Origin of the sequence: Paraburkholderia sp. PGU19 (assembly GCF_013426915.1) — a bacterium.
In the GTDB taxonomy this organism is placed as follows: domain Bacteria; phylum Pseudomonadota; class Gammaproteobacteria; order Burkholderiales; family Burkholderiaceae; genus Paraburkholderia.
This window is the reverse complement of record NZ_AP023180.1, coordinates 2,527,658-2,543,723: the sequence shown is the minus strand read 5'-3', so window position 1 is coordinate 2,543,723 and position 16,066 is coordinate 2,527,658. Positions and strand designations below refer to the sequence as shown.

Below are 16,066 nucleotides of genomic sequence, written 5' to 3'. Positions count from 1 at the left end.
GCAGCAGCTAGAGTCGGCCAACATCCTCTAGCTGCGCATTCAGGTCGCCTCAAAGCCTCTCCCAATTCGCGGCTTAGTGACTTGCGCCCTCCACCGCGCCAATCCCGGTTTCCGAGCGTACCGACTGCGCCTCGAACCCGGCCTGATCGATGCGCGCACGAGCGGATCTATCTGTCAACGAGAAAAGCCAGATGCCAGCGAAGCCGATCGCCATCGAAAAGAGTGCGGGCGATGCGTAGGGGAATGGCGCCGTCGCAAAGTGGAACACGTCCACCCACACCGCTTTCGAGAGAACCGTCAGCAATACAGCGGAAACCAATCCGAGAAAGCCGCCGATCGTCGCACCACGTGTGGTACAACCGCGCCACAGAACCGACATGAACAGCACTGGAAAGTTGGCCGACGCCGCCACGGCAAACGCCAGCGACACCATGAATGCAATGTTCTGCTTCTCGAATACGATCCCGAGCACGACGGCGACAATACCCAGCACGACAGTCGTAACGCGCGAAACAAACAGCTCGTTCACACTCGCTGCCTTGCCATGCTTGAAGACGGTCGCATACAAATCATGCGACACAGCCGATGCCCCGGCCAACGTGAGACCCGCGACGACGGCCAGGATCGTTGCGAACGCCACCGCTGAAATGAACCCGAGAAACACGTTGCCACCCACCGCACTCGCAAGATGCACGGCAGCCATGTTCGTGCCGCCCAGCAGCTTGCCCGCTGCATCCTTGAACACGGGGTTCGTGCTGACAAGAACGATGGCGCCAAAGCCGATGATGAAGGTCAGGATGTAGAAGTAACCGATCCATGTCGTTGCCCAGAACACCGACTTGCGTGCTTCCTTGGCGTTAGGCACGGTAAAGAATCGCATCAGGATGTGCGGCAGCCCAGCCGTGCCGAACATCAGTGCAATGCCGAATGAAATTGCCGAGATCGGGTCCTTGATGAAATTGCCCGGACCCATGATGGACGCCTTCTTCTCATGCACTTCGACGGCTTTCGCAAAGAGCGCTTCAGGGCTGAAATGAAATTGCCACAGCACCATAAATGCCATGAACGAGGCGCCCGCAAGCAGCAGACACGCCTTGATGATTTGCACCCAGGTTGTTGCCGTCATACCGCCAAACAGCACGTAAACCATCATGAGCGCACCCACGATCACCACCGCGACCCAATACTCGAGTCCAAACAGCAATTTGATCAACTGTCCGGCACCGACCATCTGCGCGATCAGATAGAACGCCACGACCACGAGCGTACCCGATGCGGCGAATGCGCGGATCGGCGCCTGCTTGAAGCGATATCCAGCCACGTCGGCGAACGTGAAACGGCCGAGATTGCGCAGTCTTTCGGCCATCAGAAACGTGATGATCGGCCAGCCAACCAGAAAACCGATCGAATAGATGAGACCGTCATAGCCGTTTGCATAGACGGCTGCCGAGATGCCCAGGAACGAAGCTGCCGACATGAAATCTCCGGCGATTGCCAGTCCGTTCTGGAAACCCGTGATTCCGCCACCCGCAGTGTAAAACTCGGCGGCGGAGCGCGTCCGTCTCGCAGCCCATTTGGTGATGAAAAGCGTCGCGACCACGAAGACGACGAACATCGAAATTGCCGTCCAGTTGGTCGGCTGTTTCACCGTCTGGCCCATGTCCGCGCCAGCGGAGAAACAATACGATGAGAAGACAGACAGCGCAGTAAAAGCGCAAAGACGTCGTGCGATCATGCTGCCTCCCGCTTGATCTGCTCGGTGAGTTCGTCGTATGTGCTGTTGGCGCGACGAACATAGAAACCCGTGATAACCACTGTGAATACGATAACGAACAGTCCAAGCGGCATGCCCCACGTCGTCACACCCGTGCCCACCTTTGCGGCAAGAAACTGCTTGTTGAAGGCAATCAGCAGAACGTAGCCGTAATAGACGAACAACACGAGGGCGGTCAGTGTCCACCCAAGCCGTGAGCGCTTTCGCACCAGCTCGCGATACGCCGCGCTCGACTTCACTTTCTCTGCGAGTTTCACATCCATCTTCGTCTCCTGCATGGGCAGCTTTCGCTGACTGACAAGCGCCCTCTTCCGGCCATGGTCGTAACGAGGGGCATCTTTACGCACCGCGTGTCCCGATGGGGATTCGGTGCAATGCTTTCGCGCGTGGGCTTCGATGCGTCGTTATTGTCGTGCGCCGGGTAGTACATTAAGAGCACGCGCTTACCCGGTTCTTACGGCAACGCGTTTCTCCCGCCCGGGTTTACACGAATAACTGCATGACGCAAGTCAAGCCGTGACAAGCGCGCGACCGTGTTTTCACTTTCGCCCGCTGCGCGACGCGTTGCTGACCTGGATCAATGGCACAGCGGCGACATCGGGTGCAATTGAGCTTGTGACCATGCCCACCTACGCGGAGGCGCAATGAAGCTGACCTTTCTCGGTGCGAGCGAAACCGTGACCGGCTCGAAGTATCTGCTTGAAGAAACCGGCGTGCGGATTCTCGTCGATTGCGGGCTTTTCCAGGGCGTCAAGAATCTGCGGATGCGCAACTGGGAGCCGCTGCCCGTTTCGGCAGACTCGATCGACGCCGTGATACTGACTCACGCCCATCTCGATCACAGCGGCTATCTGCCATTGCTGGTTCGCAACGGCTTTCGTGGTCCCGTGTACTGCACGCCGGGCACCGCAGCACTGTGCGAAATCATGCTGCGCGACAGCGCGAGGCTGCAGGAAGAAGAAGCGGATTTTGCAAACCGGCACGGTTTCTCGAAACATCACCCGGCACTGCCGCTGTACACGCTCGAAGACGCCCAACGCGCGCTGCATCTGTTCATGCCGCGCCCTTTCGACACCCCCGTCGAGTTGCCACATGGCATCACGTTCCGGTTCCTGCCGGTGGGCCACATCCTCGGCGCGGGAAGTGTCGTCGTGTGCCGCAACCACAAGGTACTTGCCTTCTCAGGCGATGTGGGACGGCCGGAAGATCCCATCATGCGCGCGCCCACACCGCTGATGCATGCGGACTATCTCGTCGTCGAATCGACCTACGGCGACCGCCTGCACCCGGACACGGACCCCGAAGACGAACTCGCGCAGATGTTCAGCAAGACCTTCGCCAAAGGCGGTGTCGTGGTGATGCCCTGCTTCGCCGTTGGGCGCGCACAGGAAATTCTCTATTACATCTCGAAGCTGAAGGAGACCGGCCGCATGGCGAACGTGCCCGTCTATCTCGACAGCCCAATGGCGACAAGCGTCACGGATGTGTACCGCAAGCACCTCGACGAACATCGGCTGACGATGTCCGAAGCGAATGCGATGGACAAGGTCGCGATCATGACACGAACGGTCGAAGAGTCGAAGGCGATTGCATCCCGGCACGGTCCGATGGTGATCATTGCGGGCAGCGGCATGGCGACGGGTGGCCGGGTGCTGCATCATCTGCAGCTCTATGCGTCCGATCCACGCAATACCATCGCGCTCGTCGGCTTCCAGGCGGCCGGCACGCGTGGCGCTGCGCTCGCCGCCCACGAAAGCGCGATCAAGCTGCATGGCGAATATGTGCGCGTGCGCGCCAATATCGTGTCGATCACGTCGTTGTCGGCGCATGCCGACTACCGTGAAATGCTGCAATGGCTATCGAGTCTGCGGGATCCGCCCGCGCGTACTTACGTGACGCACGGCGAGCCGGCGGCAGCGGATGCGATGCGGCGGCGCATTGCAGAGACGTTTGGGTGGGCCTGCGAGGTGCCCGTCTATCAGCAATCGGTCGAACTCGAAGGGCTATAGAAACGACAGCGGCAGCTCTGGCTGCCGCCTTCGCCCTTTCCTTCGCCTTATCGCTCGCAGCCGGCGGTTCCCACGTAACCGACTGCGCACCACGCCTTCACATCTTGATGGTTCGCGCCATTTTGAGACCTATCCACGTCGTGCCTTCGCGCAGGCCATCGAGCACAGCATCCCGTTCGGAGTTGAATTTCCTCCCGTGGCAGAAGGTATGCTCGAAGTCGCCTTCCGGCGACGAGTGCCTGACGTGGATTGTCGTCTGATAACCGCCCGTTTCGGCAGGTTCCGTCTGCACGTTCACAGACCATGCGCCGTCCTGCACGTTTCCCGTCATCGCCATCGTATGCTCCTTTTGAATCACAGCCACGCGCCGCGCGGAAAGCACGGCTGCGGCAGACACGACGTCATTCGACGACGATATCGTCGACAACCGCTCGCACGCCGGGCGCACTCCACGCGGCCCCTCTTGCGACAGCCCGTTCCGCGTAAGAACCGACTTTGCCTGTCAGCGTCACCGTTCCATCCTTTACGTCGATGCCGATGTGCCTGACTTCGCGCTCGGCATGCCGTTGCATCGCCTGCGCGATCTTTGAGGCGATGTCTTCCGACGCGACCTTGCCGCGCACCTCTATCCGGTTGTGGACACCCCGCACACCGCGCATGTGGCCGATTGCGCGCGCGACCACATGCGCCTGGTACGCCCAATCCACCACGCCTGTCAACGTCACCCAGCCTTTCTCGACCTGCACCTTCACTGAATCGTCGGGCAGGCCGACCGTCCAGTGCACGATATCGTGCACCGCTCTGCCGATGTCTTCGTCGGTGCGCACGTCCTTCTGAGCCAGCCGCACCTCCATCTCCACCACAACGGCCCGCACCCCGGCCACGCGATGTGCCGCCTTTTCCGCAGCGAGCTTTTCGGCGTAGCTCGGCGGATGACCGGATAGCGTGACGACGCGATCGGTCACCTCAACCCCGATGTCCGTCGCCGTCACAGCGGGATCCCACTCCAGTTCTTCCTCGACTTCTTTCTTCAACTGCCGGTCTGATTTCATCGCGCATCTCCTCGAAACGAAGCGTAGCTCGCGCCACCAGAAGAAAGCTTCGACCCGCAACCGGGCAAGCGGGCTGATGCAGATCAATCCAGCGCAACTTCGTGGGCTTAACCTGAGTGAGGTGTTAGCCGTACACCTGTGCTCCGCAAGGCCACTCAACCATGACACTCTTCCTGATTGCACTCAACGTGTTCGCATTCGCGATCGAGGCGGCCAGCCCGGATTCGCCGATCGACCGCTATGCGCTGTGGCCGCTGCAGACGGCGAACAGCGACGTTCCCGTATTCCACTTCTGGCAGCTTCTGACATACAGCGCGTTGCATGCCAATCTCACGCATCTCGTGTTCAACATGCTCGGCCTGTTCATGTTCGGCAGCGAGGTGGAACGTGTGCTCGGCGCGCGCAGAACTCTGATGCTCTATGCGGCAAGCGTCGTGTGCGGCGGGGTCGCGCAGCTACTCACCAGCCTGATGCTTGCAGGCGATGCATATCCGGCCATAGGTGCGTCTGCCGGGGTGTTTGGTGTGCTTGTCGCGTATGCCCTGATCTTTCCGCAGCGGCGGGTCGTGCTGCTGTTCCCGCCCATTCCGATGCCCGCGTGGCTCTTTGCCACCGGTTATGCAGCAATCGAACTGTTGCTGGGGGTGTCGCGGGCAGCGCCGGGTGTCGCACATTTCGCGCATCTGGGCGGCATGGTCGGCGCCGTTGTGCTCATCGTCTTCTGGTCCCGCAAACTGCATCACGACGCGCTTGACTGAAGTCAGATCCGAGGCCTCGGGTTGCCATTGCCCTCTAAACAACGATGCAAAAAAAAGCGGGCTTATCATTCAAGCCCGCGTTGCATCCCCGTCCGTCCCGTGCCGCAGGGCACTTGGTTTTCCCCACGAATACAAGTCGTATGACGCCCCTGAATCAGTTGACCGCAATGCGCTTCTGATCACTCGGCGCCCGTTTCGGAAGGCTCAGCGACAGCACGCCATCCTTGTACTCAGCCGTCGCTTTTGTATCGTCGACTTCGCCCGCCAGCGAGAACGAGCGGCTGAACGCACCCGAATAGCGCTCGCGACGGATTACGCGCTCGCCCTCCTTCTCTTCCTTGTTCCGTTCGACCTTCGCGTTGATCGAGACGATGCGCCCGTCAATCTGGACGTCGATATCCTTCTTGTCGATGCCCGGCAGTTCGGCTTTCACCGTATAGGCACCCTCGTTCTCCGTCACGTCGATTTTCATCGAAGCAAGCTCAGCGTCCTGCGTCGTCGCCAGCGATCGCATAGGCCGGAAAAAACCCTGAAACAGATCCGAAACCACAGGGTCCAGTGAGAACGGGTCAAAACGCGTCAGATTGCTCATTGCATCTCTCCTTCAGGTAAGCTCACCAGGATATCGTTTGCAGTAGCGCGACATGTTCAGCATGCTCGATAACGCGGCACAGGTTTTGATGTCGATCAATCGCGTGCCATCCACGCCGATGTCTTATCCCCGCGCCGCCACTGTCCGGGCCCTGTTGATACAGATCAAGTCAGCAGCCACGGAAGACGACTTAAATGGGCAGACAGTCCACTGCAGTCGCGCGAACGAAGCGCGATCGCGCCTGCTTTTCGCGGAGAATCGTCGTGTCGCACATCACGCCCGTCATTCGTCACGCACGCACTCTCACGCGTTCGCGCAATGCGCCGCACGCGATGCACCGCAGCGCGGCACTCCTTCTGCTGGTCGCGATCATGTTGATGACCGTCTCGCTGCTGGCCTCGCCCACGGCATTCGCAGAGCAAGGCACGCATGAGGCCGTGTCGGCCGTCGCGATTCTCGTCTATCACCGCTTCTCGGATACGGCCGATGATTCGATGACTGTGCGCGTCACGACCTTCGAAGCGCAGCTTCGCTTCCTGAAACAGCACGGGTACGAGATCGTGCCCCTGCGTGCGATCGTGACCTGGCTGCGCGATCCTGCTGCGACGCTGCCGCGCAAGGCTGTCGCGCTGACCGTCGATGATGGCCATGAATCGGTCTATCAAAGGCTGCTGCCAATCGCGCAACGCGAGCAGTTGCCCGTCACCCTGTTTGTCTATCCGTCTGCGATTTCGAACGCATCGTATGCGCTGACCTGGGAACAATTGCGGACCTTGCGGGCCACGGGACTGTTCGACGTTCAATCGCACACCTGGTGGCATCCGAACTTCCACGTTGAGCGGCGGCGCCAGGCGCCCGCCGAATTCGAGCGTTTCGCCAGCACGCAGTTGCAACATTCGCGCGAACTGATCGAGTCCAGACTGGGCGGACAGGTCGACATGGTCGCCTGGCCTTTCGGTCTGTACGACGACGATCTGGTGCGCATCGCGAGCAAGCTGGGCTATGTGGCGGCCTTTACACTGAATGCGCAGCGTGTGAGGCCCTCTTCGCCGTTAATGGCGCTACCCCGTTTTCTGATGGTCGACGATGTGACGCCGCGCATACTCGGCCGCCTGCTCGGCGAGCCCGAGACGCCAGCCGATCAGGCAGCGGAGGTTCGCCGATGAAGCGCGCGCGCATCGTTCTGTACTGCGCCGCACTACTCGTCTGCATCGGCATCTCGTCGACGCGCGCGGCGTCCGAGGTGCAGGGCGTAATCGTCGATGAAGCAACGCATCGGCCGATACCGCACGCAACCGTGACCCTCGACGGCAAACCCCAGTATGCCGACGCCAACGGCGCCTTTGTCAGCGCCGACCATGTCCGGGTTGTCGCAGCGCGTGCGCCGGGCTACCGCTCGGCGTCCGTGACCGCGACTTCCAACCAGCCGATCGTGGTTGCGCTGACGCCGTTTCGCGTACGGGGCGTCTATCTGTCCATCTACGGCGTGGCGACGGCGAGCCTGCGCAACGCAGCCGTGGCGCTCAAGGAAACAAATGGCGTCAATGCACTGGTGATCGACGCAAAAGGCGACCGCGGCCTGACCTCATATGAGAGCGAAGCGCGCGAGATAGCCGGCGCGGCAGCGAACGCGCCATCGCCCGCACCCGTCGTCCACGACATGGCCGCGCTGCTGCAGAATCTGCATCAGGAAGGCCTGTACCTGATCGCGCGCATCGTCGTTTTCAAGGATGACCCGCTCGTCACCGCCCATCCCGAATGGGCCGTTCGGGACGCGCAGGGCAACATCTGGCGGGATCGGGAAAAGCTGCAATGGGTCGATCCGTTTCGCCGCGAAGTCTGGAAGCACAACCTCGACGTCGCGGAAGAAGCGGCGCGCCTCGGTTTCGACGAAATCCAGTTTGACTATGTGCGCTTCCCGGACGCAGCGGGGCTGACTTTCAGCGAGCCGAACACGCGAGCGAACCGCACTGCCGCGATCGCGGGTTTTCTCCAGGCCGCTCGCGCCCGTCTCGCGCCCTACAACGTCTTCGTGTCCGCCGATATTTTCGGCTACGTATGCTGGAACCTCGACGACACTGCGATTGGCCAGCAACTCGAAACGCTCGGCGCGCCGCTCGACTATATTTCGCCGATGCTCTATCCGTCCGGCTTCACCTGGGGGCTGCCGGGATGCACGAAGCCGACCACCGATCCGGGACAGATCGTGCGCCGCTCACTCGCTGAAGCGCAGCGCCGGACCGGGTTGCCGGGGGTGAGGTTTCGCCCGTGGCTGCAGGCTTTTCGCGACTACGCATTCGATCGCCGCGACTTCGATGCGGACGAGATTCGCGCGCAGATCGATGCCGCCGATGCCGAGCATACGGATGGGTGGATGTTATGGAATCCCCGCAATCGTTACGATCCCGCGCAATTGCCGCACTGAGGCCGCTGGGTGCGCTTGCGTTCATCGCGTTGACGGCTGCCGCGCATGCAAGAGCCGATATGCCGCTGTTCGATGAGCCGGCGCGCGCCGTGCTTTTGCAGATCGTATCGGGTGAGATTGCCAACGGCCGCATTCCAGGCGCCGTTATCCTCGCTGGCACGGCAGACGGGGCATCGTCGCAACTGGTGCACGGCAACCGCATGCTGCGTCCGCGCATCGAGCCGATGACGGCTGACACCGTGTTCGATCTCGCGTCGCTGACCAAAGTCGTCGCGACGACGACTGCCGTCATGCAACTCGCCGAGCGCGGCGAACTGGATCTTGCCGCGCCCGTCGCACGTTACTGGCCCGCATTCGGCGCGCACGGCAAGGCGCAGATCACGGTGCAACAACTGCTGACCCATACGTCAGGCTTGCCCGCCGAACCGCCCGGCCTCGGAGAAACATCGCATCGCGTGATGCCGGCAGAACTCCTGCGCGACATCGCCAGTATCCGGCCTGTCGCCGCGCCGGACGAGCGCACCCTCTATAGCGACGTCAACTTCGTCGTACTCGGCGTGCTCGTCGCGCGCGTGTCGGGCATGCCCTTCGACGCATATTGCCGCAAGTTCATATTCGCGCCCCTTGGCATGACGGACACCGGCTTCACGCCCGATGCCGCGCACTCCGCGCGCGCCGCGCCGACGACTTCCGATCCGCAAGGCATGCGCCAGGGCCGCGTCCACGATCCTCTCGCGAGTGCGCTCGGGGGCGTCGCGGGCAACGCGGGACTTTTTTCCACGGCTGCCGACCTGGCGCGTTTCGCACGCATGCTCCTGCTGACGGACGGCGACAGTGCGGCGCCCAACATGTCCCGCCACGCTCGCATTCTCCGTCAGGAAAGCATCGATAAGATGGCCGTGCCGCTCACGGCTGACGCAACGCCGCCGTGGCGTGGCCTCGGCTGGGAACTCGACGCGCCGCTGGCCGCCAATCGTTATCGTGTGCAGCCTATTGGCGCCATCGGTCATACCGGGTTCACGGGAACGGCGCTATGGATCGATTTCGTGACACGGCGCTTTCTGATCGTGTTGACGAACCGCGTTCATATGATAAATGGCGGCGATGCCGCAGCGTTGCGTGCGCAGACGCTCGCGTTGCTGTCGAGTAGCGTTGGGCCGGTGTCGCCGCGGCAGATCGCACTCGCGCTGCCGGATACGCACAACGCGCTCGAACACGCTGTGCGCCCGCCAGCTGCAACAGGTCCGGTGCGCACGGGCATCGACGTGCTTGCCGCACAACAGTTCGGCATGCTCGCGGGCATGCGAATCGGTCTGGTCACGAATCGCACCGGTTTCGACGCGCACGGCCAGCGAACAGTCGATGTGCTGCTGCACGCGCCGGGTGTCACGCTGGTCCGGCTTTTTTCACCCGAACACGGACTCGACATCGACGCAGACGAGCCTGTGCGCGACAGCATCGATCCGTCGAGTGGCCTCGTCGTGCATAGCCTGTATGGGCAAACGAAACGCTTCCCGCCCGGTGCGCTCGACGGGCTCGACGCGCTCGTGTTCGACCTGCAGGACGCCGGGGTGCGCTTCTTCACGTACGAAACGACGCTGGGCTACGCGCTCGAAGCGGCCGCCGCCGCGCATATTCCGCTGATCGTGCTCGACCGGCCCAATCCGCTTGGCGCCGACCGCTTCGGCGGGCCGTCACTGGACGCCGGGCGTGAAAGCTTCACGGGCTATTTCCCGCTGCCGCTGCAACACGGCATGACGTCCGGCGAACTCGCGGGCCTGTTCAACGACGCACGCCATATCGGCGCGGACCTGCGTGTCGTGCCGATGGAAGGCTACCTGCGATCGATGCGTTTCGCGGACACGGGGCTCGGTTGGCTGCCCATCTCGCCCAACCTTCGTACGCTGTCCGCGCTCGATCTTTATCCTGACGTCGCGCTGCTCGAAGGTGCAAATGTGAGCGTCGGCCGCGGCACGCCTCATCCGTTCGAATGGGTCGGCGCGCCGTGGATCGACGGCGCGAGGCTCGCTGCCGCCCTCAACGGATCGCGCGACGACGCCCGCTTCGAACCCGTCGATTTCGTGCCGACCGAATCCACCTATCGCGGCCAACCCTGTCACGGTATCCGCATCACGCGGACCCTATCCGGACGCATGCCGGGCAGTCTTGGCGTGGCGATCGTCGCAACCCTGCACACCCTATATCCGCAGGCGTTCGATATCGCCGCGACGCGCGATGCGATCGGCTCAGACGCAATGTGGCAGGCGATCGGGCGCGGGGATGGACCCGCGGTGTTACAGGAATTGATGACTCGCGAAGCAGATGCGTTCCGGCCGGTTCGGCAACGCTATCTGCGTTACTCACAGTAGCGCGAGCACGATCCTGCATTGCCGGCAAGGTCGACGCGCTCTCGCGTCAGGCGTCCGTCCCGACCTCGTGCTCAGGCTCTGCGCCACGCACGAGCAACACGGGACACTCGGCAAAGCGGACGAAGCGCTCGGCCACGCTGCCAAGCACGACGCGGCGCACGCCTCGACGGCCATGCGTGCCGAGCACGGCCAGTTCCACGCGCGTCCGCGCCGCGTAATGTCGAAGCGTTTCGGCGACGTCTTCGGAAAGCCGCTCGGTTTCGATCAGTTCCGGTTCGCATGCAACGCCCGCTGCCTTGCATGCCGCCTCCGCGTTCTGGAGCGTCTCGCGGCCATCCTTGCGCAAGGCGTCGACAAGGGCGATCGGGTCGTAGTATCCGGCATAGCCGAACAGCGGTGTCTTGTCGACGACATAGACGGCGAGAATGGTTCCCTGCGTGAGACTCGCCATTTTCACAGCCTCTTCCAGCACGCGCTCGCCCGACTTGCTGCCGTCCAGCGCAACCATAATCCGCTTGTACATGGTGAACTCCTCCTAAATGACAGTACGAACCACAATTCAAAGGAACATGGGCGGTGGCGACACGGCGCCCTCCGATTCCGCCGGCTGCCCGCCGTCACTTCTTGTGTCGGCACGCAGCGCCTGCTCAGTCAAGAGCGGACAGATAAGCACGGGACACTCGGCATCGCGCAGTGTGTGCGCGACGACATGTCCCGGCAGAGGATGCCGGAGCATCGGTCGGCTGCTGGACGACATCACCACGAGGTCGGCCCGCCACTGTCTCGCTTCGCGCAGAATGACGCTGGCGACGTCGTCATATTCGAGGTCCGTTTCGGCGACTGTGGCTTCTACCGGGAGCGAAGCGCTCTTCATCACTGCTTCGGCGGCGGCCAGCACGCGCGTGCCGTCGTGACGGAAAAAGCCGCGCGGCAACAGGTCCCTCAGATGGGCGCGGCCGTCCGTCACATAGATCACCCTGAACGTGGCGCCCGTGGGCACGATCCGCGACGCAAGACGCAGCGCCAGCATGGAAGCGTCCGACCCGTCGACAGCCACGAGCACGCGCGCCACGGCCGCGTCTGCACCCGCGAGGCACGCGGTCGGCACATGCAGCACCGGGCAATGCGACACGGCGACGAGTTCCTCGGGATCGAGCCTGCACGCCCAACGATGACTGCGTGGGTGCGAAGCGACGGCGATCAGGTCCGTGTGCCATTTCCGGGCTGCGTCGCCTAACGCGTCGGCCGCTTGACGATGCAGTTCGGTGAGGTCGATCAGATCGGTTTCCGGCCGCGCAACGAATTCTGTGGCTTCATGTGCAGCCTGAGCGAGACGTGTCTTTGCTGCATGCAGCATCGCGCGATGGGCTTCGCTCCAGTCCGGGTATGACAGGAGAAGGGTTGGGACGAGCGCGGCGGGGTTGCAGATCACATCGACCAGCCGCACCAGCGCGGCCTGCGCTGCAAATCGCAACGCGAAGCGCGTCAATGGGACGAGGCCCGCGCCGCCTTCCGCGGCAATCAGTACCCGTTTAAACGCGACCGATTCTGTTTCACTTGCCATTTTTCCGTTCATCGCGTGTCTCATGCCGTTGCTGGCGTGTGCGCCATGGATGTTTCTATATTCGATGCTGGAGCGGCTGCGGGATTGACCTGAATCAACGGTCGTCGTGGTGCACGTCCTTATCCGCGCCACGCTGAAGCCAGCGCGAAACCCAGGTCTTGATGTGCCTCAAGCGACAAGGGGGAAGCGCGGTTTAGAGTCGATACCGAAGCTACGGTTATCGCACCGGGCACACGGCAACACGCGTCGTCCTGTTCCGCAGTTTCGCGGCGTGTGAACGGTTCATCCGGCGCGACGACGAATGAAGACCGTTGCGCCACTTCTTGTTCAGTGCTTATCTCGCAGTGCGGGATGGCGCGCTTCTGCTTCAGTGATCGCATCGCCTGATGGAACCAGGCTCTCGCGCAATGCCCGCAGCTCTGCGCGCAGTTGATCAATTTCTGCGTTCAGATGTTTGATGTCGCGGTGCATTTCGTGGCGCAGCGCCCGTTCCTCCTTGCCGATCAACGTGGCCGCAATGCTGGCAAAGACCAGCGAGAGCATGCCGTACCCCAGCAATACGACGAACACGGCAAACACGCGCGATGCGGGCGTGGTCGGCGCGATATCCCCATAACCGACCGTCGCGCTGCTTTCGAACGCGAGCCAGAGACCCTCGGCGTAGTTGTGGACCCTCGGTTCGAGCCAGAGGAATCCCGCGCCCGCCATGGCGAGCACGGCGGCACCCGCGATCAGCAGACCGATGAGCCGGTTGGGTGCGAAATAACCTTTCAACGACAGGACGATGCGGATCGCAACGAGGCTCGCGAAGAGCAGACGCAATACCCATTCGACCGTCTGCCAGGGCGGCGCTCCCCACCCTGCGCTGAATGCGGCGCCGATCATGATCGTCACGTCGAGGCGATTGTGCGCGAGCCATGCCTTAGGCTTCCTGCTCGCGTGAAACATCCACAGCAGGCAGATTGCGAAGCCGGCGAACATGCACAGGTACAGGCTTCGCGCAATCGCCAGCGCGCCCGGTGAAGTCGCCGTGAGTTCGCCATAGAACGCGGGGATGGCAAGCAGGCTCCATCCGCACAGAAGCCAGCGGATAACGCGCCACGCGTGAACGGCGCGCGCACCGTCATGCGAATCCGCGCCGCCGATCGTGAAAAAGTCGAGGCCGCTAACCATCGCGCAAAAAAGTGAGAAATAACGCTGTCTGACATCGGGTGCCGCCGCCTTCAGGCTGGCGTGCCAGCAACATCCCGGTGTCGCTGTTTGTGAGCCTATCTGTGAGCCTATCCCATGCCCCGATGCATCGCTTGATTCAGATCAGGAGCCCCTGTCGCGCCCCAACTGCGAAACAGCCGTGTGCCCATCGCGGGCGAAGGCGGGCGGCGCCCGCGAAACGTTGGTTTCGGCAGAACTGGGATCATTCGCCCCGCTTCTCCAGCCACGCCCTGAAACCCGCCTCCACCGAAATGACCGACTTTGCGCATGTCGCATACAGCAGCCCGGCATTACCGTCGCTGTCGTACATTCCGCGGCACATCGCCTTCAGCCGGATGGCCGCCCCGCCGTTGCCGTCGGCGTCTTTCGACGCGGCCAGATAGACATAGCCGAACGCATGCGGAAACGCGGTCTGAATCACGGCATCGTCGGCCTGCACGATCCGCGTCGCCGAATGCGCTGCGATGAACGTTCTCGTGCGCGCCCACGCTTCGTCGCAGGCGGGCGCCGTGGTGCAGACAATGCTCGCTTCCTGGCGAGCATGGAAGAGTTCGACTTCTTCGGCACGGAACGCCGTGTCGCGCGAGGCCGTTGCGCACGCAGCAAGCCATGCCAAACCGACGAGAGCGATGCACAGCCCGATGTTCATCCGTGCCATCACGCCCCCTGCGCGCCCAATTGCAGTGGCGCCCGTGCTGCTGTCGTCGCGAGGTCGACGATCTCGTAAGTGATCTCATCAGCCGCGACGGCTTGTCCGTTCAGTTCGTCGGGTTGACCATGCTGGATCGACACGTTTTCTGCTCCGCAGCGAATTCATGAACCCCTTCAAGATAACGGCCCGCGACGTGTCACAACTGATCCTGGTCAAAGAGCCTCCGATTCCCTCGAATACCGCTGGAAACCGGTTCTATTCGTGAACGGGTTGACAGGGATCAACGGACAGAGCGCCAACCGTTCTACTCTCGACAGGATGGGGCTCACACGAGCAATGCACGATGACGAAGTCCATTCTATTCAACTTCGCGCAAGCGTTTCATGCCAATGCAGACCAGCCCCTCGACCGTTCGCCCGCGCGTCGCCCTTCACGCACGGACTTCGGTGCATTTCGCGGCTCGCTGCGCGTCTAGCGCGGTTTGAGCGCACGACGCGCCTTCGTGCCGCGTGCCAGCCGCTACTAGTATTATCGATCCATGTTGTAGCAGTGACTTTATGAAGGAGGATCACATGACGCGTTACATGAAGGCCGCCGTCGTCCATCAATTCGGTGCGCCGCTGAGTATCGAGGAAGTCCCGGTTCCCGAAGTCGGGCCGGGCCAGATTCTGGTCAACATCAAGGCGTCCGGCGTGTGTCATACCGATCTGCATGCCGCCGACGGAGACTGGCCCGTCAAGCCGTCCTTGCCGTTCATTCCTGGTCATGAGGGCGTGGGCTATGTCGCCGAGGTCGGCAGCGGCGTGAGGAACGTCAAGGAAGGCGACCGCGTGGGCGTGCCCTGGCTCTATACGGCCTGCGGCTACTGCGAGCATTGCCTGAGCGGCTGGGAAACGCTGTGTCACGACCAGCAAAACACCGGCTACTCGGTCAACGGCGGATATGCGGAATACGTGCTCGCCGATCCGAACTACGTCGGACATCTGCCCGATAACATCGCATTCGACGAAATCGCGCCGATTCTCTGCGCCGGTGTCACGGTGTATAAAGGCATCCGCGTGACGGACACGCGCCCTGGCCAGTGGTTATCCATCTCAGGCATTGGCGGCTTGGGTCACGTGGCCGTGCAGTATGCGATCGCGATGGGCCTGCACGTCGTCGCCGTCGACATCTCCGACGAGAAACTGGCGCTCGCACGCAAACTGGGTGCGAAGCTGACGATCAATGCGAACACCACGGACCCCGCGGCCACTATTCAAAAGGAAATCGGTGGAGCGCACGGCGTGCTGGTGACAGCCGTATCGCGAAGCGCCTTTGCACAGGCACTCGGCATGGTGCGGCGTGGGGGAACGGTCGCGTTGAACGGCCTGCCGCCCGGCGACTTTCCGTTACCGATCTTCTCGACCGTGCTCAATGGCATTACGGTGCGCGGATCGATTGTCGGCACACGACGCGATTTGCAGGAGTCGCTCGATTTCGCCGCGCAAGGCAGCGTTCGCGCACATATCCAGCGCGATCGCCTCGAGAACATCAACAACGTGCTCGGGCAATTGCGTGAGGGAACCGTCGACGGGCGCGTCGTGCTGGCGCTCGACTAGCGCGGCGCGCGGGACAGGACAGGCGTGGCGCAGGAATCCGCGACGCCTGTCCTTGTCCCAT

General features: G+C 62.2%; 17 protein-coding genes. 7 read left to right on the top strand and 10 right to left on the bottom strand.

The genetic code is table 11. From position 1 onward, the window contains the following. Positions 1 to 73: 73 nt before the first annotated feature. The gene (locus H1204_RS29060; protein ID WP_180731904.1) at positions 74 to 1,735 is read right to left on the bottom strand and encodes a cation acetate symporter; all 1,662 of its coding nucleotides are present in this window, start codon (positions 1,733 to 1,735) and stop codon (positions 74 to 76) included. After that, the gene (locus H1204_RS29055; RefSeq protein WP_180731903.1) at positions 1,732 to 2,037 is read right to left on the bottom strand and encodes a DUF485 domain-containing protein; all 306 of its coding nucleotides are present in this window, start codon (positions 2,035 to 2,037) and stop codon (positions 1,732 to 1,734) included. The genes H1204_RS29060 and H1204_RS29055 overlap by 4 nt, the downstream gene beginning before the upstream one ends. 381 nt (positions 2,038 to 2,418) lie before the next feature. Here H1204_RS29055 and H1204_RS29050 point away from each other — a divergent pair, with 381 nt between their 5' ends. Next, a complete protein-coding gene (locus H1204_RS29050; RefSeq protein WP_180731902.1) occupies positions 2,419 to 3,783 on the top strand; it encodes an MBL fold metallo-hydrolase in 1,365 nt (454 codons plus the stop codon). Between the two features lie 97 nt (positions 3,784 to 3,880). On the opposite strand, the gene H1204_RS29045 is transcribed toward H1204_RS29050, so the two are convergent. Beyond that, on the bottom strand, positions 3,881 to 4,120 hold the full coding sequence (locus tag H1204_RS29045; RefSeq protein WP_180731901.1) for a hypothetical protein: 240 nt from the start codon (positions 4,118 to 4,120) through the stop codon (positions 3,881 to 3,883). 64 nt (positions 4,121 to 4,184) lie between these two features. Further along, positions 4,185 to 4,835, bottom strand: coding sequence for a BON domain-containing protein (locus H1204_RS29040; protein ID WP_180731900.1), 651 nt, complete (start codon positions 4,833 to 4,835; stop codon positions 4,185 to 4,187). Positions 4,836 to 4,996: 161 nt separating this feature from the next. Between H1204_RS29040 and H1204_RS29035 the strand changes: the two genes are divergently transcribed. Continuing rightward, positions 4,997 to 5,593 carry a rhomboid family intramembrane serine protease gene (locus tag H1204_RS29035; protein WP_180731899.1) on the top strand — a complete coding sequence of 199 codons (597 nt, stop codon included), beginning with the start codon at positions 4,997 to 4,999 and terminating at the stop codon, positions 5,591 to 5,593. Between the two features lie 154 nt (positions 5,594 to 5,747). Here H1204_RS29035 and H1204_RS29030 read toward each other — a convergent pair whose 3' ends face one another. Beyond that, positions 5,748 to 6,185 (bottom strand): Hsp20/alpha crystallin family protein, encoded by a 438-nt coding sequence (locus H1204_RS29030; protein WP_180731898.1) that lies wholly within the window; start codon positions 6,183 to 6,185, stop codon positions 5,748 to 5,750. 263 nt (positions 6,186 to 6,448) lie between these two features. On the opposite strand from H1204_RS29030, the gene H1204_RS29025 reads away from it, so the two are divergent. The 3 genes from H1204_RS29025 to H1204_RS29015 are packed head-to-tail and all read left to right on the top strand — an operon-like array spanning position 6,449 to position 10,979. Beyond that, positions 6,449 to 7,351, top strand: coding sequence for a polysaccharide deacetylase family protein (locus tag H1204_RS29025; RefSeq protein WP_346015751.1), 903 nt, complete (start codon positions 6,449 to 6,451; stop codon positions 7,349 to 7,351). Continuing rightward, on the top strand, positions 7,348 to 8,610 hold the full coding sequence (locus H1204_RS29020) for a putative glycoside hydrolase (RefSeq protein WP_180731897.1): 1,263 nt from the start codon (positions 7,348 to 7,350) through the stop codon (positions 8,608 to 8,610). The genes H1204_RS29025 and H1204_RS29020 overlap by 4 nt, the downstream gene beginning before the upstream one ends. Next, positions 8,565 to 10,979 (top strand): serine hydrolase, encoded by a 2,415-nt coding sequence (locus H1204_RS29015; RefSeq protein WP_180731896.1) that lies wholly within the window; start codon positions 8,565 to 8,567, stop codon positions 10,977 to 10,979. The genes H1204_RS29020 and H1204_RS29015 overlap by 46 nt, the downstream gene beginning before the upstream one ends. Positions 10,980 to 11,025: 46 nt before the next feature. On the opposite strand, the gene H1204_RS29010 is transcribed toward H1204_RS29015, so the two are convergent. The 5 genes from H1204_RS29010 to H1204_RS52710 all read right to left on the bottom strand — a co-directional run bounded on the left by H1204_RS29010 (position 11,026) and on the right by H1204_RS52710 (position 14,547). Then, entirely contained in the window at positions 11,026 to 11,502 is a 477-nt protein-coding gene (locus H1204_RS29010) for a universal stress protein (protein WP_180731895.1), read from the bottom strand. 36 nt (positions 11,503 to 11,538) lie between these two features. Next, on the bottom strand, positions 11,539 to 12,543 hold the full coding sequence (locus H1204_RS29005; RefSeq protein WP_243468696.1) for a universal stress protein: 1,005 nt from the start codon (positions 12,541 to 12,543) through the stop codon (positions 11,539 to 11,541). Between the two features lie 327 nt (positions 12,544 to 12,870). Beyond that, on the bottom strand, positions 12,871 to 13,716 hold the full coding sequence (locus H1204_RS29000; protein WP_180731893.1) for a potassium channel family protein: 846 nt from the start codon (positions 13,714 to 13,716) through the stop codon (positions 12,871 to 12,873). Between the two features lie 241 nt (positions 13,717 to 13,957). After that, positions 13,958 to 14,413 (bottom strand): hypothetical protein, encoded by a 456-nt coding sequence (locus H1204_RS28995; RefSeq protein ID WP_180731892.1) that lies wholly within the window; start codon positions 14,411 to 14,413, stop codon positions 13,958 to 13,960. Next, on the bottom strand, positions 14,413 to 14,547 hold the full coding sequence (locus H1204_RS52710) for a hypothetical protein (protein WP_274608223.1): 135 nt from the start codon (positions 14,545 to 14,547) through the stop codon (positions 14,413 to 14,415). The genes H1204_RS28995 and H1204_RS52710 overlap by 1 nt, the downstream gene beginning before the upstream one ends. A gap of 203 nt (positions 14,548 to 14,750) precedes the next feature. Between H1204_RS52710 and H1204_RS52705 the strand changes: the two genes are divergently transcribed. Together H1204_RS52705 and adhP are read left to right on the top strand one after the other, a co-directional pair. Further along, a complete protein-coding gene (locus H1204_RS52705) occupies positions 14,751 to 14,882 on the top strand; it encodes a hypothetical protein (protein WP_274608222.1) in 132 nt (43 codons plus the stop codon). A 97-nt stretch (positions 14,883 to 14,979) separates the two neighbouring features. Continuing rightward, positions 14,980 to 16,005 carry an alcohol dehydrogenase AdhP gene (gene adhP, locus H1204_RS28990; protein WP_180731891.1) on the top strand — a complete coding sequence of 342 codons (1,026 nt, stop codon included), beginning with the start codon at positions 14,980 to 14,982 and terminating at the stop codon, positions 16,003 to 16,005. Positions 16,006 to 16,066 lie beyond the last annotated feature (61 nt).

What these genes read in the sequence shown, in the direction of transcription:
- H1204_RS29050 (WP_180731902.1), top strand. Translation starts at nt 2,419, where the DNA reads ATGAAGCTGACCTTTCTCGGTGCGAGCGAAACCGTGACCGGCTCGAAG.
- H1204_RS29055 (WP_180731903.1), bottom strand. Translation starts at nt 2,037, where the DNA reads ATGGATGTGAAACTCGCAGAGAAAGTGAAGTCGAGCGCGGCGTATCGC.
- H1204_RS29035 (WP_180731899.1), top strand. Translation starts at nt 4,997, where the DNA reads ATGACACTCTTCCTGATTGCACTCAACGTGTTCGCATTCGCGATCGAG.
- H1204_RS29005 (WP_243468696.1), bottom strand. Translation starts at nt 12,543, where the DNA reads ATGGCAAGTGAAACAGAATCGGTCGCGTTTAAACGGGTACTGATTGCC.
- H1204_RS52705 (WP_274608222.1), top strand. Translation starts at nt 14,751, where the DNA reads ATGACGAAGTCCATTCTATTCAACTTCGCGCAAGCGTTTCATGCCAAT.
- H1204_RS29000 (WP_180731893.1), bottom strand. Translation starts at nt 13,716, where the DNA reads ATGGTTAGCGGCCTCGACTTTTTCACGATCGGCGGCGCGGATTCGCAT.
- H1204_RS29040 (WP_180731900.1), bottom strand. Translation starts at nt 4,835, where the DNA reads ATGAAATCAGACCGGCAGTTGAAGAAAGAAGTCGAGGAAGAACTGGAG.
- H1204_RS29015 (WP_180731896.1), top strand. Translation starts at nt 8,565, where the DNA reads ATGGAATCCCCGCAATCGTTACGATCCCGCGCAATTGCCGCACTGAGG.
- H1204_RS29045 (WP_180731901.1), bottom strand. Translation starts at nt 4,120, where the DNA reads ATGGCGATGACGGGAAACGTGCAGGACGGCGCATGGTCTGTGAACGTG.
- H1204_RS29020 (WP_180731897.1), top strand. Translation starts at nt 7,348, where the DNA reads ATGAAGCGCGCGCGCATCGTTCTGTACTGCGCCGCACTACTCGTCTGC.
- H1204_RS28995 (WP_180731892.1), bottom strand. Translation starts at nt 14,413, where the DNA reads ATGGCACGGATGAACATCGGGCTGTGCATCGCTCTCGTCGGTTTGGCA.
- H1204_RS29060 (WP_180731904.1), bottom strand. Translation starts at nt 1,735, where the DNA reads ATGATCGCACGACGTCTTTGCGCTTTTACTGCGCTGTCTGTCTTCTCA.
- H1204_RS29010 (WP_180731895.1), bottom strand. Translation starts at nt 11,502, where the DNA reads ATGTACAAGCGGATTATGGTTGCGCTGGACGGCAGCAAGTCGGGCGAG.
- H1204_RS29030 (WP_180731898.1), bottom strand. Translation starts at nt 6,185, where the DNA reads ATGAGCAATCTGACGCGTTTTGACCCGTTCTCACTGGACCCTGTGGTT.
- adhP (WP_180731891.1), top strand. Translation starts at nt 14,980, where the DNA reads ATGACGCGTTACATGAAGGCCGCCGTCGTCCATCAATTCGGTGCGCCG.